We start from the raw sequence: 23,340 nt of genomic DNA, 5'->3' as shown, positions 1-23,340 counted from the left end.
CAAGCGGTTTACCTTCTGTTTACATCATGAGAGATGCTTATGAGCCAGCTAAGAACCCCCGAGTACCCGATAGATGCACAGTTTGTTGAACGTTGGTCGCCGCGCGCGTTGAAGAATGATGCGATCGATGATGAAACCCTGCTGAGTCTGTTTGAAGCCGCGCGCTGGGCACCTTCCGCCTATAATCTTCAGCCGTGGCGCTTTAGCTATAGCAAGAACGGCTCCGCCAGCTGGGGCGATTACCTGGATTTTCTGATTGATTTCAACCGCGGCTGGGCGCAGCACGCCTCGGCGCTGGTGGTGGTGGTGTCGAAGACCACCAGCCAGAATGGTGAGCGCGAAGTCAGCAACCCGAGCCATGCGTTTGATACCGGCGCCGCCTGGGCCAACCTGGCGCTGCAGGCGCATCTCAAAGGTTGGCAGACCCACTGCATGGGTGGCGTGCACCATGACAAGATCAAAGCGGCGTTAAAGCTGCCGGACAACTATGCGGTGCACGGTATGATCGCCATCGGCAAGCCCGGCGATAAGGCGCTGCTGCCGGACTTCCTGCAGCAGAAGGAGGCCCAAAGCGGCCGCCTGGCGGTAGCTGATACGGTCGCCGAAGGGTTGAACGTTAAGCTGTAAGCCATGCCGCGTTTGCGCGGCGCAAGCCTATTAACGACCAGCAGGCCGGGCAGGGGATGATGCCCGGCCTGCTGCTTTTTACACTGTTGGGGAATAAGCATGGCGAAACAGCACGATGAGCCCGGTAAACGACAAAAAACTGTAGCAGAAGCCGTTTGGCAGTAAAGGTTAAGCCCGCGTGGCTTTTATCGTTGTGGATGCAAACCGTGTAAATAAAGTAAACAGTCGCAACATGTCATTCTATGAAGGTATTCCCCTCAGCGCTAAAGTTTCGTGGGAAGTAATATTTTATCTGGAATTCATACATATTGGTATAAAGAATTGAGTAGTCAATGGGATGGTCTTCCTCATCAACGGCTTGGGTATACATTTTTATAATTGGATCTTGCGTGCTAGTCCTTAAAATAGTGGCTAATTCTACAGAAGGATTCATGGCTAACACAGATTGATAACTCCCTTTTATTTTTACCCCGCATTTATCCTCTATGTATGAATATTTTGATTGTAAGACATGCGAAAATGACAGTTCAGGAAAACGGGTTGCTGACATCCAGCTTTCTTCTAACTGTATGGGAATATTGTTGATAAGGCGTAATCTTTTTACATAGTAGACCGGTTCCCCAGGGAGAAGTTGAAGCATCTTCGAGATTTCCTCAGAGGCATGCTGTAACTCGAATTTAAGCACCTGGCTAGACGGCGTTTTATTTTCACTATTAACAATCTGTGTAAAGCTAAAGCTATCTGAACGGTTGGTTGCTGTCTGAAAGTATTTTTTCTTGATCCAGCTTCCTGAACCATGACGTCGTTCAATCCATCCATCATCTTCCAATTCTTTCAGTGCTTTACGAAGCGTGTTACGTGAGATGGCGTATTGCTTGGCCAGCTCTTTCTCCGATGGAAGGAAATCCCCAATGTTATAATTAGAACCATTGATTTCTATTTTAAGCATATTGATTATGTTCTTATAGATCATTTATGAACCTCTTGGGGGCCTTATAGAACATGATGTTATCATTAATCCATTAATTTCTAAAAAAATAGGTTCATAGTTTAGGCTTTTTTTGAACGACTTTACAATTTCTAACTGTGATCTGCTTCACAGTTGCACATATTTATACTTATTAAAGTACCTGTCAATTAATGTCGTTAAATGAAAAGGATGAATGGCGTGACTAATATATTATTAGTATGTGCGGCTGGGATGTCGACCAGCATGCTGGTTAATCGAATGAAAGTGTATGCTCAAGGCGAAAACATTTCAGTGAATATCAATGCGCTGGCTATTTCTGAGGCCAAGGAAAAAATCAAAAAAAATGAAGTTGATGTTGTTCTGCTTGGGCCACAGGTGCGTTTTCAGAAAAAAGAAATAGAGGATGTGGCGCAAGGTTTGCTGCCAGTAGCGGTTATTGATATGAAGTCTTATGGAGAAATGAATGGCAAGGCAGTGTTGGAATTTGCGCTGGCGTTACTGGCGAAAAAATAATCCTTCAGTTGATTTTCAGGTTGCAATGAAAGGTCTTATTACTGGCGCTATTAGTCTATGTACGTTTCCTGAATAAATTATATTTAATGATTGAATATAGGGATTTATCATGAGTTTTATGGGCGCTTTTGAACGAGGCATGGAAAAAATCCTTGTTCCCATCGCAATAAAATTAAATTCGCAGATCCATGTATCGGCAATCCGGGATGCGTTTATTTTGTCTTTTCCGATTGTCATGGCCAGTTCTCTGATTATTCTCATCAATTTTGCTATTTTATCCCCCGATGGTTTTATCGCCAGTCTCCTACATTTAGGGGAGATATTTCCGCATCTGGCCGATGCACAGCAAGTTTTTACCCCGGTAATGAACGGTTCAGTCAATATCATGGCGCTATTAATTGCTTTCCTGGTGGCGCGAAATATCGCGATTAGCTATCAGCAAGACGATTTGCTCTGCGGCCTGACGACGATTGGCGCATTCTTCGTGGTGTATACGCCTTACACCATTATTGACGGCCAAGCCTATCTGACCACCAAATACCTTGGGCCACAAGGGCTGTTTGTTGCCATCATCGTCGCGCTGATCGCCAGCGAAGTCTTTTGCCGCCTGGCACGTAATCCAAGGGTTACGATTAACATGCCGGCCGCAGTGCCACCTGCGGTGACGCGGTCGTTTAAAGTGCTTTTGCCGATTTTCTGTGTGATGGTTTTCTTTTCTATCGCCAACTACCTGTTGACGAAGATTTCACCTAATGGGCTTAACGATCTGATCTACTCCTTGATCCAGGCGCCGTTAAAAGAGATGGGAACCAATATCGTCACGGTATTGATTCTTGGTGTAGTGACTAACTTCCTTTGGATCCTGGGAATTCATGGGCCAAATACGATTGCCACGATTCGTGAAATGATTTTCTCGGAAGCTAACCTGGAAAACCTCGCCTACACCGCTTCGCACGGAACCACCTGGGGAGCGCCGTATCCGATAACCTGGAGTAGTATCAACGATGCCTTCGCCAACTGCGGCGGGTCGGGAATGACGCTGGGCCTGTTGCTGGCGATCTTTATCGCCTCCCGGCGCCAAGATTACCGTAGCCTGGCGAAAATGTCTTTCGTACCCGGCCTGTTTAATATTAATGAACCCGTGATGTTTGGTCTGCCGATTGTGCTGAACCCGATTCTGGTTATTCCGTTTATCCTGGTGCCTTTTGTTAACGCACTGATTGGTTATTTCTTTATCAGCATGGAGTTTATTCCACCTGTCGCTTATGCCGTGCCGTGGACGACGCCGGGCCCGCTTATCGCCTTCTTCGGCACCGGCGGCAACTGGTTGGCGCTGTGTGTCGGTTTCCTATGCCTGGGTGTTTCTACCCTGATTTATCTACCGTTTGTGATTGCCGCTAATAAGGTGAATGCCGCTGTGGCCGCTGAATAATTCAATATTTTCAGGAGAGATGAATATGTTTGCTGATGAAAGCACGATTATGGAGCTGCTTATCCATGCGGGGCAGGCGCGCTCGGATGCAATGGAGGCGATAGCCGCTTCGCGTTGCCGGGAGTGGCCGCGCGCGGAGGCGTTGATGGCCAGCTCGGAAGCCGCCTGCCGTGAAGCGCATCGGATACAAACGATACTTATCGGGCAGGATGAAGGATGCGGAAAAATTAATGTTAACCTGATCCTTGTTCATGCACAGGATCATTTAATGACCGCTATGCTGTGCCAGGATTTAGCCAAAGAAATTATTGCCCTACGTAAAGAAATGACTACCTGAAGCTACTTGTTTTGGCCTCACGGCTGAACGAAAATTATAATAATACGTAAAGGCACCCTATGAATACAAATAAATTAAAGGTTGGATTACATGCGCTCAAAGTTGGGGAAACCTTATTAGAATCTCGTCCTGAAATTCGTTTTTACGGAACGTATATTAATATTCTGGACAACGAATTGTCTCGCTTTAAGTTTAGTCAAGATAGCAAAGATGAATTTATGTTTGGCGTGCAGGCAGAGGTCTGGTGGTAACTGTTATCCCTTTCGGTGCCTGCATTTATAAACGTGTCAATATATTCGAACTGCTATCGATATTAATTGGCCGCGATATCGTCGAACGCTTGAGATTATTAGTGCGGTTTATCACGTCAATAAAAAATATAGCTCGCTGAATAAGCGAGCGCTTATGAGGAGAAAGTATGTCTGGATTTAAAGAAGGTTTTCTGTGGGGCGGGGCGGTCGCTGCGCATCAGTTAGAGGGCGGTTGGAAAGAAGGCGGTAAGGGAGTGAGCATCGCCGATGTGATGACGGCTGGTGAACATGGCATGCCGCGCGAAATCACCGACGGCGTGCTGCCTGGTAAAAATTATCCTAACCATGAAGCCATTGATTTTTATCACCGTTATAAGGATGACATTCAGCTTTTCGCCGAGATGGGGTTTAAATGTTTCCGCACTTCGATTGCCTGGGCGCGTATTTTCCCATTGGGCGACGAACTGGAACCCAACGAAGCCGGCCTGCAGTTCTATGATGACCTGTTTGATGAATGCCTGAAGTTCGGCATTGAACCTGTGATAACGCTCTCTCACTTCGAAATGCCTTACCATCTGGTTACTGAATATGGTGGCTGGCGTAACCGTAAACTGATCGACTTCTTTGTGCGTTTTGCCCAGGTGGTATTTACCCGTTACCAGCACAAAGTGAAATACTGGATGACCTTTAACGAGATTAACAACCAGGCGAATTTCCATGAAGATTTTGCGCCGTTCACTAACTCCGGTTTGAAATACCAGCCAGGTGAGGATCGCGAGCGGCTAATGTACCAGGCTGCGCATTATGAGCTGGTGGCCAGCGCGCTGGCGGTGAAAGTTGCTCGTGAAATTAATGCGTCGATGCGGGTAGGTTGTATGATAGCGATGTGCCCAATTTACCCGTTGAGCTGTGCGCCGAATGACATGATGATGGCGATGAACGCTATGCACCGTCGTTATTGGTTTACCGATGTTCATGTGCGCGGCAAGTATCCCCCGCATCTGCTGAACTACTTTAAACGCCGCGGTTTTGCTTTGGATATTACGGCAGACGACTGTCAAGCGCTGGCCCAGGGCCGCGTCGACTATATCGGCTTTAGCTACTATATGTCGTTTGCCACTAAAGCCACCGATGACAATCCGCAGTTGGATTACCATGAAACGAAGAGCCTGGTTTCTAACCCCCATGTGCAGAAGTCGCAGTGGGGCTGGCAGATTGATCCGGTGGGGCTGCGTTATTCCCTGAACTGGTTTTGGGATCATTATCAACTGCCGATGTTTATCGTAGAGAATGGTTTTGGTGCTATTGATGTGTTGGAGAACGACGGTATGGTGAACGACCAGTACCGTATCGATTATCTCTCTGCGCATATTGCGGAAATGAAAAAAGCCGTGATGGAAGACGGCGTCGATTTAATGGGCTACACCCCATGGGGCTGCATCGACCTGGTTTCCGCTGGCACCGGCGAAATGAAAAAGCGCTATGGTTTTATTTATGTCGATAAAGATAATGAAGGCAATGGCACCCTGGCGCGTAGCCCGAAGAAATCTTTTACCTGGTACCAGAACGTTATCGCGAGTAATGGCGAAACGCTGTAAAGATTAAAACGGCACGTTTGTGCCTGCTTGCCGCTTGCTTCAGCGGATGTTCAGCATGGGAATAATCCGCTATTTGTCTTGCCACCAGTAAAATCTCACGCTGTCGGCGGCCTCGTCGCCGCCATTCAATTATATTTGCAGTCGGTTTCGCCACAGTTGCGGTTGTCACCTGTGACACCTGTAGCATCTTCCCTCGTCTTTTTTCCTCAATGGCATCCTTCGCTTTTTATCACTTTGATTTAACAACCATTAATTATTTTCTACCGTTGGCACGGCTTTCGCTTATCTGCTGGCATGCCGGTTCGGCAAGCTCTCGGTATTTTCAGCTCTCGGCGGTCGGCCGCAGGCTGAAATCTCGCACGGTATAAACCGGTGAACTGGGATTCATTCTTCCGACTCTTGACTGGAGGTATTTGTGAAAGCAGCGCGTTGGTACAAGGCCCGCGATATCCGGGTTGAGGACATTGCAGAACCTACCGCCTCTGCCGGGCAGGTGAAGATCAAAGTAGCGTGGACGGGCATTTGCGGTAGCGATCTGCACGAATACATCGCCGGGCCGATTTTTATTCCGGTTAATGCGCCACACCCGCTTAGCCACGATCGCGCGCCGATTGTGCTTGGCCATGAGTTTTCCGGTGAGGTGGTGGCCGTGGGCAGCGGCGTGACGCATTGCCAACCGGGCGATCGGGTGGTGGTGGAGCCGATTCTGGCCTGCGGCCACTGCGCCGCCTGCAAGCAAGATAAGTACAATCTGTGCAGCCAGCTTGGTTTCCACGGCCTGTCGGGCGGCGGCGGCGGGTTTGCCAGCTATACCGTGGTGCAGGCGCAGCGGGTGCACAAGATGCCGGATGCGCTGTCCTTTGAACAGGGGGCGTTGGTGGAGCCGGCGGCGGTGGCGCTGCATGCGGTGCGCATGAGCCGGTTGAAGGCCGGCGACAAGGCGGCGGTGTTTGGTGCCGGGCCAATCGGCCTGCTGATTATTGAGGCGCTGCGTGCGGCGGGCGCCAGTGAGATCTATGCCGTCGAGCTTTCTCCGCAGCGGGCGGCCAAGGCGACGGAATTGGGCGCCAGGGCAGTGATCGATCCCGGCAAAGAAGATGCGGTTGCCCGCTTACAGGCGCTGAGCGACGGCGGGGTGGATGTGGCGTTTGAAGTCACCGGCGTGCCGGCGGTGCTGGCGCAGTGCATTAACAGCACCCATTACGAAGGGGAAACCGTTGTGGTTTCCATCTGGGAAAAAGAAGCCTCGTTTCAGCCCAATACGCTGGTGCTGCATGAGCGCTCGGTGAAAGGCATCATCGCCTATCGGCATATATTCCCAGCGGTAATGGAACTGATGACCCGCGGCTATTTTCAGGCCGATAAGCTGGTGAGCAAGAAGATCCTGTTAGACGACATTGTCGAGCAGGGGTTTGAAACCCTAGTGCGCGAAAAGCAACAGGTTAAAATTCTGGTGCAGCCGCCGGTATAGCGCACGTTTTAGCCCTCGCGGCGGGCAGCATTACCTATGCTTAATCATAAGCGCTATTGATGTGCGCACCGCCGCCGGCGGTGCCTGATGTGCTGTTGGATGTCGAAACTCAAATCAGGAGGTTGTTCAAGTGAAATTACAACAGAAAGTGGCTTTGGTTACGGGTGGTGCACAAGGGATTGGCCGGGCCATCGCCCTGCGGTTGGCAACTGACGGCGCCAATATCGCCCTGGTGGACCTTAATGAAGAAAAATTGGCGCAAGTTGCCGGCGAGATCCGGGCTTTAGGGCGTGAAGCAACAACCTTTGTTGCCGATATCAGCCGCCGTGACGAGGTGTATGCCGCCATCGAACATGCCGCAGGTGAACTGGGTGGGTTTGATATCATGGTGAATAATGCCGGCATCGCGCAGGTTAACCCACTGGCCGATGTCAGCGAAGCCGAAGTGGCGCGCATTTTCAGTATCAACGTTAACGGCGTGCTGTGGGGCATCCAGGCCGCGGCGGCCAAATTCAAGGCGCTGGGGCACAAGGGCAAAATCATCAGCGCCTCTTCCATCGCTGGGCATGAAGGCTTCGCTATGCTCGGGGTGTATTCCGCCACCAAGTTTGCCGTGCGCGCACTCACGCAGGCGGCGGCCAAAGAATATGCCAGCGCGGGCATTACGGTGAATGCCTATTGCCCGGGGGTGGTCGGCACCGATATGTGGGTTGAGATCGACCAGCGCTTTGCTGATGTGACCGGCACGCCGGTAGGCGAAACCTATAAGAAATTCGTCGACGGTATTGCGCTCGGCCGCGCGCAAACGCCAGAGGACGTGGCCGCACTGGTGACGTTCCTCGCCAGTGAGGATTCGGATTACATCACCGGCCAGTCGATCCTGACCGACGGCGGCCTGGTTTACCGTTAAAACAAGGCGCTAGCGGGTGGCAAACGGCGCTGCCCGCTGGCGCACACTTTCCCCCAGCGCCGTGCTTACCTGCTGGCATAACGCCTGCTGCCGTTCGGGGCCGGCATTCATCAACGCCGCCATATCCACGGTTTTCGCCGCATCGTAATGGCGGCCGCTGCCAATCTGCTGTTCAAACGAATTCGCCCACTGATGCACCCGTGGCAAATCCACCGCCACCAGCAGCACCGCGTGCGCCAGCACGATGTGGCGCCGGGCTTGGCCGTCCGTCTGGCCGGGCAGTGGCTGCCAGTACTGTGCCGTGCCAGCGATCTTGCGCGCATCGTCAGGGTTGCCGCAGGCCAGGTTAAAGCGGCCATCGCAAAAGGAGCCGCTCACCGCCTGAAAGCGGCTGGCAATGCCGAATGTTTGCAGCGTGTCGCGCAGTATTTCGCACAGATGCAGGTAAACCGGCGTTGCCGCGTCCCCCAGGCTTTGTTGCAGCGGATAGGCCAGGCTAAGATTGATGATGCCCGGCCCCTGCGGCACCAGGCCGCCGCCGGATTTGCGCAGGAACACCGGGCAACCCTGAGCGCTAAAGCGTTGGCGCACCTGTTCCAGGGGCGCATGGCGTGTGTAAGTTCGCGGGGCGACCAGCGCTTGCGGCGCCTGCCAGATTTTCGCCACCGCCGTGCCCGCCGCGGCATAGCCAAACAGCTCGTCCTCGGCGGTTGTCGGATCGTCGCAGTGCTGTAATTGGTTGTGTAACCAGTGAAACAGGCCGCAACGCGCGGTTGCGGCCGATGTGTGCGGCATGTGTTCACCATCCAGCGGTTAAACGGCGCCCAGATGCTGCTGCAGTAGCGAGTTAACTTCCGCGGCCTTTTCCATCTGCGGCATATGGCCGGCAGCGCTGAGGATTTCCACCTGGGCATGCGCCGGCGCCTGTTGTGCGTGTTGAACAGGGATAATCTGATCTTCCGCGCCCCAAATCAACAGCAGCGGTATGCCGGCATCATGCAACTGCAGGCCCGGCAGCGTGCTTTGCTCGCCTCCGGCAAACAGGCTATTTTGCAGGGCCGTGAGTGCATCGTCCACGCCATCCAGCCGTTTGTACCTGAGCAGATCGTCGAGCATTTGCCGGCTGACCAGGGCGGGATCGGCAAACAGCAACTCAACCACCGGTTTCAACTCCCTGCGCGCCTGGGCGTTGATAAAGCCCTCAATATAACGCTGATTGATCTCCTGGCCGAAGCCGGCGCTGCCGATCAGCGCCAGTGAGCGCACGCGCCCAGGTTGGCGCAGCGCCAGTTCGGCGGCGACAGCGCCGCCCAGCGAGTGGCCGATCAGGTGGGCGGCAGGCAGCGATAGCGCATCCATAAAGGCAGCGATGAAATCCGCCAGATCGCTCAAGCGGGCGCCCGGTAACGGGGTGGCGGATTGCCCGTGGCCGGGCAGATCGAGCGCCACTACCCGGTAACGTTCGGCCAGCGCGTCCAGATTGAACAGCCAGTTGTCCAGATCGCCGCCGAAGCCGTGGATAAACAGCACGGTTTCTTCGCCGGCGCCGCGGCTGGTGTAGCGAATTTGCAGGCCGTCCACCGTCAGCCAGGCGGTGCTTGCCTGCTCGTCTTCGCTCTCTTCGTCGCTGTCGGCCGGGGTTTCCCAGGCGCTGATAAAGGCATCTATCTCCGCTTCGCTAATCGCTGGCGGTGCCAGCACGCCCAGCAGGGCTTTCACCGGCAGAATATCGCCCGCTTGTGCGACCTTGCGCCGCAGGATACCGGCATCGGTGGCTTCAACCGCGTTGGCGATTTTATCGGTTTCCACATTCAGAATCGCCATGCCCGGCGCGATCTCGTTGCCTTCCTCAACCAGCCACTCATTGACCGTGCCTTCACGCATCGACAGCCCCCACTTGGGCATAACAACGGGAATAATGGTGTTATCGCTCATCAGTGTGCCCCCTTATGGCCGAGCGTGCGTTGTACGGCGCTGATAATGCTGTCTACGCTTGGCAGATAGCGGTCTTCCAGCGCGGGCGAGAAGGGGACGGGGGTATGGGGTGCGCTGATCATCTGCGGCGGCGCTTTCAGCGCACCGAACGCATGCTGCACCACCTGGGCGATAATATCGGTGGCAATGTTGCAGCGGGGGTGCGCTTCATCCACCACGACCAGGCGGCCGGTGTTTTCTACCGTTTCGATAACGGTGTCGAGATCCAGCGGTGACAGCGAGCGCAAATCAACCACCTCCACGCTGATGCCCTGTTTCGCCAACTGCGCCGCAGCGTCGAGCGCGCGGTGCACCATCAGCCCATAGCTAATGATGGAGACATCGCTGCCGTCACGCACGATGCTGGCTTCGCCAAACGGGATGGCATACGGCTTTTCGGGCACATCGCCTTCAATGCCGTACAGGTTTTTGTGCTCGCAGAAGATCACCGGATCGTTATCGCGGATGGCCTGGATCAGCAGCCCCTTGGTATCGTACGGGGTGCTGGGGCAGACGACCTTTAACCCAGGAATATGGGTAAACAGCGGCGTCAACATTTGGGAATGCTGTGCGGCGGCGCGGAAGCCGGCGCCGACCATCGCGCGGATCACCACCGGCGTTTGCGCTTTGCCGCCGAACATATAGCGGAACTTGGCGGCCTGGTTGAAGATTTGATCGAAACAGACGCCCATGAAATCGATAAACATCAGTTCGGCGATCGGGCGCATACCGCAGGCCGCGGCGCCGATGGCTGCGCCGACGTAGGCCGATTCCGACAGCGGGGTGTCCAGCAGGCGATCGCCATGCTTGGCGTATAGCCCTTTAGTGACGCCCAGCACGCCGCCCCAGGCGTCTTTTTCTCCGTCGGCGCCCATTCCGCCGACGATATCCTCACCGAGCATAATCACACTGGGATCGCGTGCCATTTCCTGGTCTATCGCTTCATTGATAGCGAGCTTCATACTAAGTTTACGAGCCATGTCCATTCTCCTTTCGGGTGAAGTTGTCGCTAGTAGCTGACATAAACGTCGGTTAACAAATCGTCGGCGCTGGGTTCGGGCGCGGCTTTGGCTTCTTGTACCGCCTGTTCGATCAGCGCGGCCACTTCGCGGTCGATGGCCTGGAACTCGTCAAGGCGAATGGCGCCGCTTTGTTGCACGTGGTTGATAAAGTGCTTCAGGCAGTCTTGGTGTTCGCGGATCGATTCCAGCTCGTCCGGGGCGCGGTAGGTTTGCGCGTCTCCTTCAAAATGCCCGTAGAAGCGCACCATTTTGCATTCGAGCAGCGCGGGGCCGCCGCCGGCGCGGGCATGGCGGATCAGTTCGCCGGCGGTTTCATAGACGGCGAAAAAGTCGGTGCCATCGACGGTCACGCCGGGGATGCCAAAGCCGGCGGCGCGATCGACATAGCTATCTACCGCGGTGGCATACTGGCGCGAGGTGGCTTCGGCGTAACCGTTGTTTTCAATCACGAACAGAACCGGCAGGTTCCAGACCGCGGCCAGGTTCAGGCTTTCGAGAAACGTGCCCTGGTTGGCGGCGCCGTCGCCGGCGAAGGTAATGCCGATTTCACCCTTGCCGCGGAATTTGGCCGCCAGCGCCGCGCCGCACACCAGCGGCGCGCCCGCCCCCAAAATGCCGTTGGCGCCCATCATGCCTTTGCTTAGATCGGCGATGTGCATTGAGCCACCCTTGCCGTTACAGGCACCGCCGGTTTTACCGTAGATTTCTTTCATCATGGCGATAACGTCGACGCCTTTGGCAATGCAGTGCCCATGCCCGCGGTGGGTGCTGGCGATGCGATCGCCATCGGTGAGGTGGGATAAAATGCCGACAGCCGTCGCCTCCTCGCCGGCGTACAAGTGGACAAAGCCGGGAATATCGCCGCGTGAAAAATCGACGTGTAGCCGTTCTTCAAAATCGCGGATGGTGCGCATACTGCGATAGGCGCTCAGCAAGGCTTCGCGGGTGAGCGGCAGGGAAGCAGAGTGTGGATTGTTATCGGTATTGTTCATAGCCATCTCCAGACAGTGAGTGGTGATTAAAGTAGGCCGCCGCTACCGCTAGTGGCAGCCCGCAATAATTGGTTTTCCGCGGCACAATGCAGGCAGGCGTTGATATTGAGTGAGCGAAAAGCGCGTTCATGCAGCGTGATCTGCACACTGTCCTGCGAGCCGAATGTCATTTCGCGTTCGCCATCCAGGGCAATGACGCCCTGGCGCAGGTGTGGGGTGCTGGCGGCGCCGTGTTCGATGCGTTGCCAACGGGCGATAGGGATGCGCTGTACCAGGCCTGGTGCCAGCGGTGCCAGCAGCGTGCCGCCGCCGCTGCCGAAAGTAACCCCCAGCCCGCCGGGCGCATGGCGGCCGATCGGCATCAATAAGCCGCCGATAGAAGACAGGCCCACGGTATGGGGTTCGGCAAAGCACAGGTAGAGCTGTGACAACTGTTCAGGGCGCCACACCGAGCGGGCGCCGACAAACCGCTCGGCCAGGATGGCGGCGTCAACAATGGCAATATCCTGGCGGGCATTCGGGTGGCCGGCATTGATAGCGATATCCAGCCGTTTGTTCCACTGCAGCGCCTGCGCGCCGGGGACTTTACCGTTGGCATACAGCCCCACCGCCAGCCCGACGATGGTGGGTTCGCGCAGTTCTGGCCAGGCGTTATTGGTGCCGGTGGAGATACCGACGATCGGCACCGTGCCGCACGCTTTTGCTACCGCCCGATGGGTGCCGTCGCCGCCAAGCACCACGATGGCGCGGGCGTCGTCGGCCTGCATCATGCGTGCCGCCTGTACGCTATCGTTAACCGTGGCGCTGACGCTAAGCGGCAGCCAGCTTAACCGTGGAAGGGGAATAGTGTGACGCTGTGCCAGCATACGGGTCAGGATCGCCTGTAGCCCTTCACGATCCGGCATCATGCGCACATCGGCGATGCCCGCGGCGCCCAGCGCCGCCAGCAGCCGAAAAATCAGGTTGGCACGTTCGGCCAGCGTCAGGCTGCCGGCATGGCCCACCACACGGCGGATATCACGGGCCGAAACCGGATTGGCGATAATGCCAACCCAAGGGGCGGATACGGCACGGCGGCGAATGGAGCTATTTGCAGGATCAGACATGGGAGCACCTCTTGTCATCAACTGAAATCGCTATCGCAAATTCCGGGCCAGGTTTTGTTGTGGTTTAAAATCAGTATGTTATTTGGTTTTTTCAGCGATTGCCGGCGAGGGTGATACAGGTGTCACCGGCCAATTGAGACAGATCAGCAGCGGGTATCGGTTTGGTTTGGCGAGCGGATACCCAAGCGCTGCATGCGGCGGTAAAGCGTCATGCGGCTGATCCCCAGTTGGCGGGCGACCGCGCTATGGTTCCACTGCGCCGCCCGCAGGTGCTGTATCAGCGCCTGGCCTTCGGGGCAAGTGGCGGAGGTGATGGTGTTTGGGCGCGCCGGCGTAGCCGTTTCGGCAGGCGGTGCTGCGGCGGGCTGTTGCAGTTCTTCGGGCAGATCATCGGGGTGAATACAGGCGTTTTCGCAGATGGCGCAGGCGTATTCCAGCGCATTGCGCAGTTCGCGTAGGTTGCCCGGCCAGCGGTGGCGGTGCAGGTGCGCCCTGGCTTTGGCGGTGAGCGTGCAACGCTTGCCCGCCAGCATATTGTCAATCAGCCAGTCCAGATCGCTGCGCTCACGCAATGGCGGCAGGCTGATACGGGCGCCAAGCAGGCGGTAATAGAGATCCTCACGGAATGCGCCTGCGGCGATCAGCCGTTCCAGCGCCCGGTGGGAAGCAGAGATGACCCGGATATCAACCGGTATCGGGCGGGTGGCGCCCACCGGCAACACTTCGCGCTCCGCCAGCACGCGCAGCAGGCGCGTCTGCATTTCCAGCGGCATATCGCCAATTTCATCCAGGAACAGGCTGCCGCCATCGGCTTCCTGAATGAGCCCGCGGCGTGGTTTATTACCGGCGCCGGAAAAGCTGCCCGGCATGGCGCCGAACAGTTCGCTTTCAATCAGCGAGGGCGGGATCGCCGCGCAGTTAACGGCGATAAACGGCCGCTGGCAGCGGTTGCCCGCCTGGTGTAACGCCCGGGCAAAGAACTCCTTGCCACAGCCGGTTTCGCCGTGGATAAACAGGTTCACCGGGGTATTCACCAGCTTCATCGCGCGCTGTAACTGCACCTGTAACGCCGGATCGCCGCCGCTGATGGCTTTTAACGGGGTGGGCAAGATGGCTGATGCGCCCGCCATACGCCGGCCGCGGCGGTTGATCGGCTGTTGGGCGGTAACGAATAGCGTGTTATCGCTGTTCGCCAGATTAATGGTGCATGGCCGCAGGCCCTCGGTATGCAGGTAGTTCGGCAGTTTATCGAAGCTGGCGTTGAAAACCTGCTCAAAGCGCAGCCCTAACAGCGGGCTGGCCGCGTGCTGCGTTGGCGCCGGCAGGCCAAGTTCATTTTGCAACAGGCGCAAGGCCGGGTGGTTATGCCCCACGATTTTACCGCTGGCGTCAAAGGCCAGCAGATAGTCCGGGTTGACGTTAACTAACGGGTATGACGTGCTAAGCTTGAGCATCCAGTCGCTACGGTGCAGGTGTTCAAAATAGGCGTTTTCAATCTGGCTGGCATAAATGCGGGCGATTTGCAGCGCCAACTGCTGGCTGGATTTGGGCTGTGGCGAGTTGAGTGCGGAGATATCCAATATCGCGTGCAGTTGCCCTTGCGGATCGAACAGCGGGACGGCAGTACAGGTCAGCGGGATGTGGGTGGCGTCGAAGTGATCGCCCTGGTGCACCGTGAGCGCTTCACCGGTTGCCAGGGCGGTGCCTACGGCGCATGTGCCGGCACAGGCCTCTGACCATTCGGCGCCCAGGAATAACCCGGCGCGCCGCAGGCTGATTTCGGCGTTGGCGTCGCCCAGATAATCAACGGTGATGCCTTTGGCGTTATTCAGCAGCACCACATAGCCCGCCGGTGCAATGTGGTGAAACAGGCGCTCCATGCCCTGATGGGCGATACGCCTGAACTCTTCCAGGTTTTCCTGGTGTTCGCGCAGTTCGTGCCAGGTGAGGATGCGCGCGTCTTGCATGCGGCTAGGATCAAGCCCGTGATCGTTAACGCAGCGTTGCCAGGAATCGCGGATAAGCCGATCGTAGCTCTGCAGGGTGGCTGAGGCGGGAGTTCCGTTAATGGTTTCGACTACCGTGTCAATGTGGTCGCGCTGGTGTTGATTCACAGTCGTGTACTCCTGAATTGACGTTTTGCCCAAAGCCCAGAAACGGTTATCAAGACGAACAGTCCTTGCTGGCTGCTCTTTATCTATTTTTATTAACAATAAATTAACATTGTGAGTATTGCAGATGGTCGCCATTTTTTCTGTGATCGAATGCAAAAGGCGGTTATTGAACTGGGGGCAGGCCGTTACGCCGGGCTTTCCACCTGACGCAATAAGGTAAACGGATGCTACGATTAACCGTGTGCAGGTGCTGGTGAAGCACTACGTGCAGGCTGTGTGGGGCGTTTCAGCCGGTAAATCGCAGTTTGACGCCAAAACCAGCACAATACTAAAGCAATAGGTTAGTAGCAGGGTGGGAAAGCATAGTTTTTTTGGCGGCTTTTCAAGCGCTAAGTGAATGTTGTATGATAAAATTTGTGCATTAAGTTCAATTGTTCAACGGATTTTAGCGCCTTTGAGGCAATTGTAACCAGTTGAGCCAGGAAGGGGCAGAAAGGGCTTGCCATGCACCACGAACCGGTACATAATAGCGACCATTCCTGAAACGGAACGGGCAAAAAATCATTTAAATCAAATGGTTAGGCGTTAAAGTTCTTAGTCGAATGTCCTAAGAGAATCACATTAAAGCGGGTTGTACCGGCTTTAAGCCGAAAGGCAAACAGAATTACGGCGCGTTAACAAAGCGGTTATGTAGCGGATTGCAAATCCGTCTAGTCCGGTTCGACTCCGGAACGCGCCTCCAATTTTCCCGAGCCCGGGTGGTGGAATCGGTAGACACAAGGGATTTAAAATCCCTCGGCTTATGGCTGTGCGGGTTCAAGTCCCGCTCCGGGTACCAGGGAATAAAAGCTTATTAAAATCATAACGATGTAAGCAATGTTTGAACCGCCGAAAGGCGGTTTTTTTATGCCTGAAATTTGGTGCGCCGGCCCTGTTGACGACGTTCAGTTAACGGTTTTCTTCAATGCAATACCAGGGCCGGTTCTCGGCCCTGGCTGGCAGTCGCCGTGCTTTATGCCATGATGGGTTGCTAACTGAACTAGTTCCCCTTGCCGCTAATGAAGTAGCTGACATCATAGCGTTCCTTTTCTTTTATCCCTTTGGTAACCAGGCCATACTCTGTGGCTTTCACAATGTCAGGCATCAGCCTGTTGTTTTCGGCCGACAGGATGTTTTTTATCTGGGGGGCGGGGAGCCGGGTGCAACTGCGATAGATATCGAAAAATAACTGGTTATACATATCGTTCTGTTCAGCCAGTAATCTTGCTTCGTCTGGTTTGACGTAGTCTTTACCAATATTTGCCGCGGCTGACGGGTGCAGAAGAAAATGCGAGAGCGGGGTTGCGTAGCGCGCATCAGCCGCGCAGTAGATCATGGTGGCGGCAGAGCCCGTCATGGCGGTATTAACGGTTTCAAGCTTTATCGGTGAATTTTTGAGCGCGGCGTAAATCGTATAGCCGGCATCCATGTCGCCGCCACTGCTGTTAATGTAGAGCACCACTTTCTCTGCGTGTGGGAAGGTATCGGCGATCTCGGTTACCGCGGCGATAATATTGATCGCACTCTCATCGTTTACTTCCCCCGAAAAATAAATGCCGGCGGTTTTTACCTTGGCGTTTTTAATCTCGTCTTTTTTCGTGACGATGGTCCCAGCGGTTGCCAAATGAGCAACCAGTAAAGCTCCAGCGATCATTATTCTAATCACAATAATTCCCTGTTGGTTAAAACTATCATATCTTTCATGTGGATAGGTGTAATCCTCATAGAATATCTTTGCTAAATAATTTAATCCATATTAATAGTATGTGATTATTGCATTAGCGCGGGCGCACTCAAGTGGCGTAATGATCTGACGCCGCCGGGCAATACAGCCATGCGTTGGCACACAAGTCGAAATGGAATGTCTTTGGGAGCGTTTGGCCCGTGAGGGCACGGCTGGGAAGGCCAGAAAGGGAATACCAACCAGCTTGCGCTGGTCGGCATGTTCACATTAGCGGTTATTTACGGCCAAGCAGGTAGCCAAATACGATACCCACTGCGGCTGCGATAGCAACGCCGGCCAGCGGGTTTGATTCAACCTGGCCTCTGACGGTGTCTGCAGCATCACGGGCCGCATAGCTGGCCTGAGAAACGTATTTACGCGCAGCGCCCTTAACCTGATGCTCGGGTGAGTCGGTGGCATCACCGTAAGCTTCCTGGGCCGCACCAGCGGCTTCTTTTACTTTATCTTCTGCTTTCCCAAACATATCTACTCCTTGGTTTTGTTGTAAAAGTCAGAATAAAGCGTAGCAAACTCTGGGGGCAATGCGCGTTATTTCACAATAATCCTAAAAAAAGTAGCCCTGCCGCTGGAGCAAGGTTTTTGGCTGTGGCGCTTATCCCGTGACGCAGTATAAGGGCAGGATGTAATCAGATTAGAGGATCGTTAATGAGTGAAAATACAGTAGGTTTTGTTACACCGCCGGCGCATATCAATTTTTTAGCGAAAAAACTGTTTGCCGAATGCGGCAATGTGATTGACGGGGCTATCGCTTATCTGGCGCCGGGCGGCGGTGGCCCCACGACCGCGCATACCCATTCTCACGCACATTTATTTATTGTTGTCAGTGGCAAAGCGAAGATCGTCGCGGGGGATGAGGCGTTTGTTATCGGCCCGAATGAGGCGAAAATAATTACAGGCAGTATCCCGCATTCCGTGTGGAACGCTGCTGAGACAACGACGGTGATGATAGGGATTTCATTGGCAGGCGAGAATGCAGAACGAATAAGCCCCGCTAACGGTGGGGAAGGTTAGCGGGACGGCGGCCTTACCCCGCAAAGGGATAAGGCCCGGTTGCGATCAGTCCAGTTTCGGGTGCTGATCGATCAACGTCTGTTTTTTCTTCTCCAGTGCGTTGATTTGCTCTTGCAGGTCGGCCAGCTCATCGTTGATGTTATCAACTTTCAGCTCGATATTGTCGTAGGTTTCTTGCAGCAGCTCTTTCGCTTCAGAGCGGTCAGAAGCCGCCGGCGTTGCTCCGCGCAGCGGTTTGTTGGCCGTTTCCTTCATATACAGACCGGTGACCAGACCAACAATCGCCACGACCATCAGATAGTAAGCCGGCATATACAGATTGCCGCTGGATTCCACCAGCCAGGCCGCGACGGTCGGCGTTGCACCGGCAACCAGAACGGAGATGTTAAAGGAAATCGCCAGCGCGCTGTAGCGAATGTGCGTTGGGAACATTGCTGGCAACGTAGAGGCCATCACGCCGGTAAACGAGTTCAACAATACTGCCAACACCAGCAGGCCCACAAAGATCAGCCCGATCACATTGCTGTTGATCAGCATAAAGCAGGGCACAGCCAGGAACAGCATACCGATGCTGCCGCCGATAACGAACGGTTTACGGCCGATGCGGTCACTGGTCAGGCCGATTAACGGCTGTATAAACAGCATACCAAGCATGATGGCGATAATGATCAGCACGCCATGGCTTTCCGAGTAGTTGAGGTTATGCGACAGGTAGCTCGGCATGTAGGTCAGCAGCATGTAGTAGGTAACGTTGGTCGAGATCACCAGCCCCATGCACACCAGCAGGTTTTTCCAGTTTTTGTTGGCGATTTCGCGGAAAGAGGTCTTTGGCGGGTTCTGAATCGCCTCGCGATCGCCTTTTTCCATGTTGTCGACGTGTTGTTGGAACGCCGGGGTTTCTTCCAGCGCATGGCGCAGATACAGGCCGATAATGCCCAACGGCGCAGCCAGGAAGAACGGCAGGCGCCAGCCCCACTCAAGGAATTTGGCTTCGCCGATGATGCTGGAAATCAGCACCACCACACCGGCGCCAAGCACAAAGCCGGCGATGGAACCGAAATCAAGCCAACTGCCCATCAGGCCGCGTTTTCTGTCTGGTGAGTACTCGGCCACAAAGATTGCCGCGCCGGAGTATTCACCGCCTACAGAGAAGCCCTGCGCCAGTTTGGCCAGCAGCAGCAGGATAGGTGCCCAGATGCCGATTGAGGCATAAGATGGTATCAGCCCGATACAAAAGGTACTGATGGCCATGATGATGATCGTGACCGACAACACCTTCTGGCGCCCAAATTTATCCCCCAAACGGCCAAAAAATACGCCGCCGAGCGGGCGAACCAGGAAGGGAACAGAGAAGGTGGCAAGTGCGGCGATCATCTGCACGCCGGGTGAGGCGCTGGGGAAAAACACTTGCCCAAGAGCATAGGCAACAAAACCATAAACACCAAAGTCAAACCATTCGACGGCGTTACCCAGTGCGGCAGCGGTGATGGCTTTTTTCAGTTTGCTGTCGTCAATAATTGTTATGTCATTGATATTTAGCGGTGTGTGGCGCTTTTTTCTTAACTTCATGAACTCATCCCTTAAAAAATTATTCGGCGCGAAAACGCACTCTCCCTTCACGCTGTGCGAAGCATAAACATCAGTATATATAATATTAATGTAGTCTATTGGAGAGCCAGCGATTTAGTGAAATCGGCTGTGGAAATCGCATGTATTGAATCTATCCTCCAGGTTTATCGCTATACGTTGGATAATTATTTTATGCATATAGCTTAACGTTATATCAAGATGAGATCAAATGAGGTGGGTTACATTAACTTTTCTTGTGTTGCGGGCGGCCACGATGCGGCCGTATAAGCCCTGGGCCTGGCAGCGTTTTCATCCGCTGCCAATGTGGCTGGCGGCATGCTGTTTCCCGGTGGTTTGCTAAACTTGTTATTAAGATACAATTTTCTGTCGCGCCAAAGTGAGGTCGCTATGCCTGAACACGATCAACTGCAACAGCTCATGGAACGCGTGGCAGCATTAGAGGCCAGAGAGAAGTCATTGACCGCTGCTTCAAGCGTCTATCAGACGGTTATCACTACCATCCTTGCGAATCTGGACAAAACCACCCGCGATAATATTATCGCCACTATCGATCAGGCTTATGACATTGCCTATGTACGCGCCATCCACAGCCGCGATACGTTGCAGCAACAGAAAATCAAGCAGGCTGATGACATCGCACAGCGCATCTTCACCTTTGCCCAGGGGGATACCTCAAAGGAATAACGGCTGCCTGGCGTACTCTCCGCCGTGTAAGCCGCTGAAGCCGGCAACTCATCACCGTAGCCGCTTTTTCGTTGCGCAACAGATCTACCCGGCAAAAGGGGACTTATGTTAATTTAGGGGCCGATAATCAAAACAATCGTCATTCCCTGCATAACCATCGCTAAGGTTGTACCCATGGACCCACTCAAAGAGATCCTGAACGAAGAAATCGATTGCATTAACAAGCGTGAGGGGCGCGATGGCAAACCGCGTTTCAATAGCAAGTTTGCCCGCGAGCATCGCTATTTGTGCCTGGCAATGTTCGCCGGTTACTTTGCGGTGATTGCCGTCATGTACCCGGTGCCTTATATGGGGCTGCTTTCGTTTTTGATGTTTACCGCCTTCGTGCTGTTTATGTTTGCCATGCTGCTGCTGGAGATCAAACCGCGCTACCGCTTTGAAGATATCGGCGTGCTCGATCTGCGCGTTTGCTATAACGGTGAATGGTACTTTACGCGTGCGCTGTCGCCGGCGGCGGTAGAGGCGTTGTTGAGCCATCCCGGCATTAGCCCGGTATTGAAAGAACGCGTGCGGGAAATCATCGCCAACAAAGGTGAAGTTGATTTTTACGACGTATACGATCTGGCCTATGGCAAAAAATTGCACGAACGCGTCGCGCCCACGGCGGCAGCGCTGAACTGAACGTTTTCGCCGGCGGCATTGTCGCTTATACTTGAAGGCTGCGTTCGTTGAGTAAGAGTGAGGATGTTGTAATGAGTGATGATATCTTTGATTTTGATATCGATGCCGAATTAGCCGCGGCTGAAAAGAAAGCGGCCGAACAGGCGAATGCGCTGCCTGAAGCCGTTGAAGACGAAGCGGACTGCGAAAGCTGCAAGATCTAACGCCGCCAAGAGCAGCAATAAGCAGTAATAAACTAGCAACACCCTGTGAGCTGAACGCTGGCAGGGTGTTTTTTTATGTATATGGCCGGGTTGGCATCCCGCAATGGTTGGTGAGCGCCCCGGTGGGGTGAAACCATTAACCCCAGTAGGGGTTTAATGGTTTGTGCTGGCGGGCTTAGTGATCGAGGGATTGCAGAGCGCGCTTGATAAGCTCGCTGGCAAGCTTTCTTTCGGCTTCAGAAACGCCATCAAGATTAAAATTGGAAAGGTCGTTTACCAGAACGCTGCGATCTTTTCCGCTGATGGACGCATCCAGCGCTGAAAGCAGGCGGCCAAGTATCTTCAGCAGCGTCGCATTTACCGGTTCAGCTTCCTGCACCGTTTTATCTTGGTCAGTCATCAAAAATCCTCTCTGTCGTGACGGAAGGGGCACCGGCTAACCGGCCCAACCCTCAGGGTTCAATGAGCCCAATCGCTACCGTGAGGCAGGGATATGGATTTCCACTTATGCAATGCAGTTATAACAACTCACTACAATATACTCCAGCACCAATTTGGCGCAATGTGAGGTTGCGGGTTGAACAATCTGTGCGCAATATGCGTAAAGTATGGTGCAATTCCCTGCGCTATGGTGAGGTTTTTTTACCCGGGAGCGGCTCTGGTGAGCCGCTGGCGCCATGCGCTATTGCGGGAGCCTGCCCCTGGGTTATTGCGGTTTGCCGGAAAAGAGAAAGCGCAACAACGGAATGCGTTTATGCAGTTCGTATAACGCAAAAGCCAGGGTAAACACGAACACCAGGCCACACAGAAAACCCAGAAGGTTATTGCTGATATAGGGTGTAATAAATGCGCCATATATCAGCGTCAAAGGATGGTGCACCAGATAAATAAACAGTGACGCATTAACCAGATAGGTGACACGTGGGGAATGGTAATTGAGCAGCGTATGGCCAAATGAGAATACGACGTTAGTCATCAGGATACCGAGGACGGATTTGATCAGAATATCCAGGTCGAACATATAGTCACTTTGGGCCAAGAACGACTGATTGAGCATATACGCCGCCAGCAGCGCCAGCGAGCCCAGCGCCGCAGGCAGACAAGGCTTGAGGAAAATTTCTTTTAGCCACACATACTTGAAGGTGTAGGCGCCCAGGATGAAGAACGGCAGATAAAACAGCGTTTCCATCACTACAAAATTGAACAGGCCGTTAGATAATAACTTAGGGTCGAAATTTAAAATCAAACGATGCGCGGCTATATATAATAAAGCATATAAACTAAAAAGCAGTGAGATACTTCCTAAACTTATTTTTTTATTTTCGGTGGCGGTATCTTCTTGCTCTTTGGTTGGGAGCATAAAGCGGAAAAGATAAAAACACGCGCAGGTGAGCAAAGAGAGTGTTAATAAAAACCACAGATGAGAAATCAACTCCCAGACACCGGCATTCATCTTTTGATAAAACGAAAATGTATCCCAGCCGTCCAGTTTATTTGTAAAATATTTTAACATGAAGAACTGAGGCAATGTGATTAACGGAATGGAGCTCAACATCGGGATCGCCACCCGTTCCAGGCGTACCTTGAGCCACTTGTGGCGCTCATAGCGGGCAAACAGCATGAAGGAGAAGTAGCCGGATATCACGAAGAACACCTGCATGCGGAAGGCGTGGATGAAGTCGTTCAGCACCGTCAGCGAAAAGGAGGGGTTGGCGCTGTTGACGGCCCAACTGTGGCTGGAGTAAATCAGAGAAAGATGAAAAGGGATGCCGAGCAGCATCAAATACGCCCGGATAGAATCGAGGAAAAACTCGCGTTGGTTGTGGCTTGTTGTCATAGGATACCGCTGATGGTTTTTTATTGAATGGTGATTAATCGGTTTATTAAGTCAGCATATGTTAAATCATCGTGCAAACCCTACTATAGCCATTCGCATTTTTCCATAGCGTCTTTCTTCAGGGCTTGCTACGCTGGTGTTTCATCAGTTGCTTAAACTCTGAACCATAAACATGAACGATCCATTTATCATGTTGTCGGAAAGCTGAATAATCCATTAATATGGTTTTTAATG

General features: G+C 53.6%; 23 protein-coding genes, 2 tRNA genes and 1 pseudogene. 14 read left to right on the top strand and 12 right to left on the bottom strand.

From position 1 onward, the window contains the following. Positions 1-39: 39 nt before the first annotated feature. Complete coding sequence (locus ACN28Q_RS01435; RefSeq protein WP_095844702.1) at positions 40-627, top strand: nitroreductase family protein; 588 nt, start codon at positions 40-42, stop codon at positions 625-627. Between the two features lie 235 nt (positions 628-862). On the opposite strand, the gene ACN28Q_RS01430 is transcribed toward ACN28Q_RS01435, so the two are convergent. Then, on the bottom strand, positions 863-1,600 hold the full coding sequence (locus ACN28Q_RS01430; RefSeq protein ID WP_095844701.1) for a GntR family transcriptional regulator: 738 nt from the start codon (positions 1,598-1,600) through the stop codon (positions 863-865). A gap of 195 nt (positions 1,601-1,795) precedes the next feature. Between ACN28Q_RS01430 and ACN28Q_RS01425 the strand changes: the two genes are divergently transcribed. From ACN28Q_RS01425 to ACN28Q_RS01395, 7 genes and pseudogenes are all read left to right on the top strand, one after another. Further along, entirely contained in the window at positions 1,796-2,110 is a 315-nt protein-coding gene (locus ACN28Q_RS01425; RefSeq protein ID WP_095848865.1) for a PTS sugar transporter subunit IIB, read from the top strand. Between the two features lie 109 nt (positions 2,111-2,219). Continuing rightward, positions 2,220-3,542, top strand: coding sequence for a PTS sugar transporter subunit IIC (locus ACN28Q_RS01420; RefSeq protein WP_095844700.1), 1,323 nt, complete (start codon positions 2,220-2,222; stop codon positions 3,540-3,542). Positions 3,543-3,567: 25 nt separating this feature from the next. After that, positions 3,568-3,879 (top strand): PTS lactose/cellobiose transporter subunit IIA, encoded by a 312-nt coding sequence (locus tag ACN28Q_RS01415; protein ID WP_095844699.1) that lies wholly within the window; start codon positions 3,568-3,570, stop codon positions 3,877-3,879. An 83-nt stretch (positions 3,880-3,962) separates the two neighbouring features. Next, positions 3,963-4,130 (top strand): annotated as a pseudogene (locus ACN28Q_RS01410) (carbohydrate porin); the annotation flags it as partial. A gap of 167 nt (positions 4,131-4,297) precedes the next feature. Beyond that, positions 4,298-5,728 carry a 6-phospho-beta-glucosidase gene (locus ACN28Q_RS01405; protein WP_095844698.1) on the top strand — a complete coding sequence of 477 codons (1,431 nt, stop codon included), beginning with the start codon at positions 4,298-4,300 and terminating at the stop codon, positions 5,726-5,728. Between the two features lie 415 nt (positions 5,729-6,143). Further along, the gene (locus ACN28Q_RS01400) at positions 6,144-7,199 is read left to right on the top strand and encodes a 2,3-butanediol dehydrogenase (protein WP_095844697.1); all 1,056 of its coding nucleotides are present in this window, start codon (positions 6,144-6,146) and stop codon (positions 7,197-7,199) included. Positions 7,200-7,329: 130 nt separating this feature from the next. Next, positions 7,330-8,109, top strand: a complete 780-nt coding sequence (locus tag ACN28Q_RS01395; protein ID WP_095844696.1) for an acetoin reductase — start codon at positions 7,330-7,332, stop codon at positions 8,107-8,109. 9 nt (positions 8,110-8,118) lie between these two features. Here the strand turns inward: ACN28Q_RS01395 and ACN28Q_RS01390 are convergent, their stop codons facing one another. From ACN28Q_RS01390 to ACN28Q_RS01365, 6 genes are all read right to left on the bottom strand, one after another. After that, on the bottom strand, positions 8,119-8,904 hold the full coding sequence (locus ACN28Q_RS01390; protein WP_095844695.1) for a lipoyl protein ligase domain-containing protein: 786 nt from the start codon (positions 8,902-8,904) through the stop codon (positions 8,119-8,121). Between the two features lie 18 nt (positions 8,905-8,922). Next, positions 8,923-10,044: an acetoin dehydrogenase dihydrolipoyllysine-residue acetyltransferase subunit gene (locus ACN28Q_RS01385; RefSeq protein ID WP_095844694.1), complete on the bottom strand. Its 1,122-nt coding sequence runs from the start codon at positions 10,042-10,044 to the stop codon at positions 8,923-8,925. Further along, entirely contained in the window at positions 10,044-11,063 is a 1,020-nt protein-coding gene (locus ACN28Q_RS01380; RefSeq protein WP_095844693.1) for an alpha-ketoacid dehydrogenase subunit beta, read from the bottom strand. Before ACN28Q_RS01380 ends, ACN28Q_RS01385 begins: the two co-directional genes overlap by 1 nt. Before the next feature lie 29 nt (positions 11,064-11,092). Next, complete coding sequence (locus ACN28Q_RS01375) at positions 11,093-12,097, bottom strand: thiamine pyrophosphate-dependent dehydrogenase E1 component subunit alpha (RefSeq protein WP_095844692.1); 1,005 nt, start codon at positions 12,095-12,097, stop codon at positions 11,093-11,095. A gap of 26 nt (positions 12,098-12,123) precedes the next feature. Next, positions 12,124-13,203 carry an ATP-NAD kinase family protein gene (locus tag ACN28Q_RS01370; RefSeq protein WP_095844691.1) on the bottom strand — a complete coding sequence of 360 codons (1,080 nt, stop codon included), beginning with the start codon at positions 13,201-13,203 and terminating at the stop codon, positions 12,124-12,126. 143 nt (positions 13,204-13,346) lie between these two features. Next, positions 13,347-15,317 (bottom strand): sigma-54-dependent Fis family transcriptional regulator, encoded by a 1,971-nt coding sequence (locus tag ACN28Q_RS01365; protein ID WP_095844690.1) that lies wholly within the window; start codon positions 15,315-15,317, stop codon positions 13,347-13,349. Between the two features lie 668 nt (positions 15,318-15,985). Between ACN28Q_RS01365 and ACN28Q_RS01360 the strand changes: the two genes are divergently transcribed. Both ACN28Q_RS01360 and ACN28Q_RS01355 read left to right on the top strand, forming a co-directional pair. Beyond that, positions 15,986-16,059: transfer RNA gene (locus ACN28Q_RS01360), tRNA-Cys, on the top strand. Between the two features lie 10 nt (positions 16,060-16,069). Next, positions 16,070-16,155: transfer RNA gene (locus ACN28Q_RS01355), tRNA-Leu, on the top strand. Positions 16,156-16,356: 201 nt separating this feature from the next. On the opposite strand, the gene ACN28Q_RS01350 is transcribed toward ACN28Q_RS01355, so the two are convergent. Both ACN28Q_RS01350 and ACN28Q_RS01345 read right to left on the bottom strand, forming a co-directional pair. Continuing rightward, on the bottom strand, positions 16,357-17,010 hold the full coding sequence (locus ACN28Q_RS01350; protein WP_095844689.1) for a ClpP family protease: 654 nt from the start codon (positions 17,008-17,010) through the stop codon (positions 16,357-16,359). 304 nt (positions 17,011-17,314) lie between these two features. Then, positions 17,315-17,563, bottom strand: coding sequence for a CsbD family protein (locus ACN28Q_RS01345; RefSeq protein ID WP_095844688.1), 249 nt, complete (start codon positions 17,561-17,563; stop codon positions 17,315-17,317). Positions 17,564-17,745: 182 nt separating this feature from the next. Between ACN28Q_RS01345 and ACN28Q_RS01340 the strand changes: the two genes are divergently transcribed. Continuing rightward, on the top strand, positions 17,746-18,111 hold the full coding sequence (locus ACN28Q_RS01340) for a cupin domain-containing protein (protein ID WP_095844687.1): 366 nt from the start codon (positions 17,746-17,748) through the stop codon (positions 18,109-18,111). Positions 18,112-18,156: 45 nt separating this feature from the next. Here ACN28Q_RS01340 and proP read toward each other — a convergent pair whose 3' ends face one another. Continuing rightward, entirely contained in the window at positions 18,157-19,680 is a 1,524-nt protein-coding gene (proP, locus tag ACN28Q_RS01335) for a glycine betaine/L-proline transporter ProP (RefSeq protein ID WP_095844686.1), read from the bottom strand. 408 nt (positions 19,681-20,088) lie between these two features. Here proP and ACN28Q_RS01330 point away from each other — a divergent pair, with 408 nt between their 5' ends. From ACN28Q_RS01330 to ACN28Q_RS01320, 3 genes are all read left to right on the top strand, one after another. Beyond that, positions 20,089-20,385, top strand: a complete 297-nt coding sequence (locus ACN28Q_RS01330) for a hypothetical protein (RefSeq protein ID WP_095844685.1) — start codon at positions 20,089-20,091, stop codon at positions 20,383-20,385. 174 nt (positions 20,386-20,559) lie between these two features. After that, positions 20,560-21,066, top strand: a complete 507-nt coding sequence (locus ACN28Q_RS01325) for a YlaC family protein (protein WP_095844684.1) — start codon at positions 20,560-20,562, stop codon at positions 21,064-21,066. Between the two features lie 71 nt (positions 21,067-21,137). Then, the gene (locus ACN28Q_RS01320) at positions 21,138-21,269 is read left to right on the top strand and encodes a hypothetical protein (RefSeq protein ID WP_257790439.1); all 132 of its coding nucleotides are present in this window, start codon (positions 21,138-21,140) and stop codon (positions 21,267-21,269) included. A 175-nt stretch (positions 21,270-21,444) separates the two neighbouring features. Here ACN28Q_RS01320 and ACN28Q_RS01315 read toward each other — a convergent pair whose 3' ends face one another. Then, a complete protein-coding gene (locus ACN28Q_RS01315) occupies positions 21,445-21,669 on the bottom strand; it encodes a hypothetical protein (protein WP_095844683.1) in 225 nt (74 codons plus the stop codon). A 306-nt stretch (positions 21,670-21,975) separates the two neighbouring features. Then, on the bottom strand, positions 21,976-23,106 hold the full coding sequence (gene mdoC, locus ACN28Q_RS01310) for a glucans biosynthesis protein MdoC (RefSeq protein WP_095844682.1): 1,131 nt from the start codon (positions 23,104-23,106) through the stop codon (positions 21,976-21,978). Positions 23,107-23,340 lie beyond the last annotated feature (234 nt).

The sequence above is a fragment of the Gibbsiella quercinecans genome (assembly GCF_002291425.1).
GTDB lineage: Bacteria > Pseudomonadota > Gammaproteobacteria > Enterobacterales > Enterobacteriaceae > Gibbsiella > Gibbsiella quercinecans.
The sequence above is the reverse complement of the archived record's forward strand: the minus strand, read 5'-3'. Positions and strand labels throughout refer to the sequence as shown.

Coding starts and splice junctions, on each gene's coding strand:
- ACN28Q_RS01370 (WP_095844691.1), bottom strand. CDS start 13,203: ATGTCTGATCCTGCAAATAGCTCCATTCGCCGCCGTGCCGTATCCGCC.
- ACN28Q_RS01315 (WP_095844683.1), bottom strand. CDS start 21,669: ATGACTGACCAAGATAAAACGGTGCAGGAAGCTGAACCGGTAAATGCG.
- ACN28Q_RS01375 (WP_095844692.1), bottom strand. CDS start 12,097: ATGAACAATACCGATAACAATCCACACTCTGCTTCCCTGCCGCTCACC.
- ACN28Q_RS01385 (WP_095844694.1), bottom strand. CDS start 10,044: ATGAGCGATAACACCATTATTCCCGTTGTTATGCCCAAGTGGGGGCTG.
- ACN28Q_RS01350 (WP_095844689.1), bottom strand. CDS start 17,010: ATGATCGCTGGAGCTTTACTGGTTGCTCATTTGGCAACCGCTGGGACC.
- proP (WP_095844686.1), bottom strand. CDS start 19,680: ATGAAGTTAAGAAAAAAGCGCCACACACCGCTAAATATCAATGACATA.
- ACN28Q_RS01345 (WP_095844688.1), bottom strand. CDS start 17,563: ATGTTTGGGAAAGCAGAAGATAAAGTAAAAGAAGCCGCTGGTGCGGCC.
- ACN28Q_RS01405 (WP_095844698.1), top strand. CDS start 4,298: ATGTCTGGATTTAAAGAAGGTTTTCTGTGGGGCGGGGCGGTCGCTGCG.
- ACN28Q_RS01320 (WP_257790439.1), top strand. CDS start 21,138: ATGAGTGATGATATCTTTGATTTTGATATCGATGCCGAATTAGCCGCG.
- ACN28Q_RS01325 (WP_095844684.1), top strand. CDS start 20,560: ATGGACCCACTCAAAGAGATCCTGAACGAAGAAATCGATTGCATTAAC.
- ACN28Q_RS01330 (WP_095844685.1), top strand. CDS start 20,089: ATGCCTGAACACGATCAACTGCAACAGCTCATGGAACGCGTGGCAGCA.
- ACN28Q_RS01435 (WP_095844702.1), top strand. CDS start 40: ATGAGCCAGCTAAGAACCCCCGAGTACCCGATAGATGCACAGTTTGTT.
- ACN28Q_RS01340 (WP_095844687.1), top strand. CDS start 17,746: ATGAGTGAAAATACAGTAGGTTTTGTTACACCGCCGGCGCATATCAAT.
- ACN28Q_RS01390 (WP_095844695.1), bottom strand. CDS start 8,904: ATGCCGCACACATCGGCCGCAACCGCGCGTTGCGGCCTGTTTCACTGG.
- ACN28Q_RS01420 (WP_095844700.1), top strand. CDS start 2,220: ATGAGTTTTATGGGCGCTTTTGAACGAGGCATGGAAAAAATCCTTGTT.
- ACN28Q_RS01380 (WP_095844693.1), bottom strand. CDS start 11,063: ATGGCTCGTAAACTTAGTATGAAGCTCGCTATCAATGAAGCGATAGAC.
- ACN28Q_RS01415 (WP_095844699.1), top strand. CDS start 3,568: ATGTTTGCTGATGAAAGCACGATTATGGAGCTGCTTATCCATGCGGGG.
- ACN28Q_RS01430 (WP_095844701.1), bottom strand. CDS start 1,600: ATGATCTATAAGAACATAATCAATATGCTTAAAATAGAAATCAATGGT.
- mdoC (WP_095844682.1), bottom strand. CDS start 23,106: ATGACAACAAGCCACAACCAACGCGAGTTTTTCCTCGATTCTATCCGG.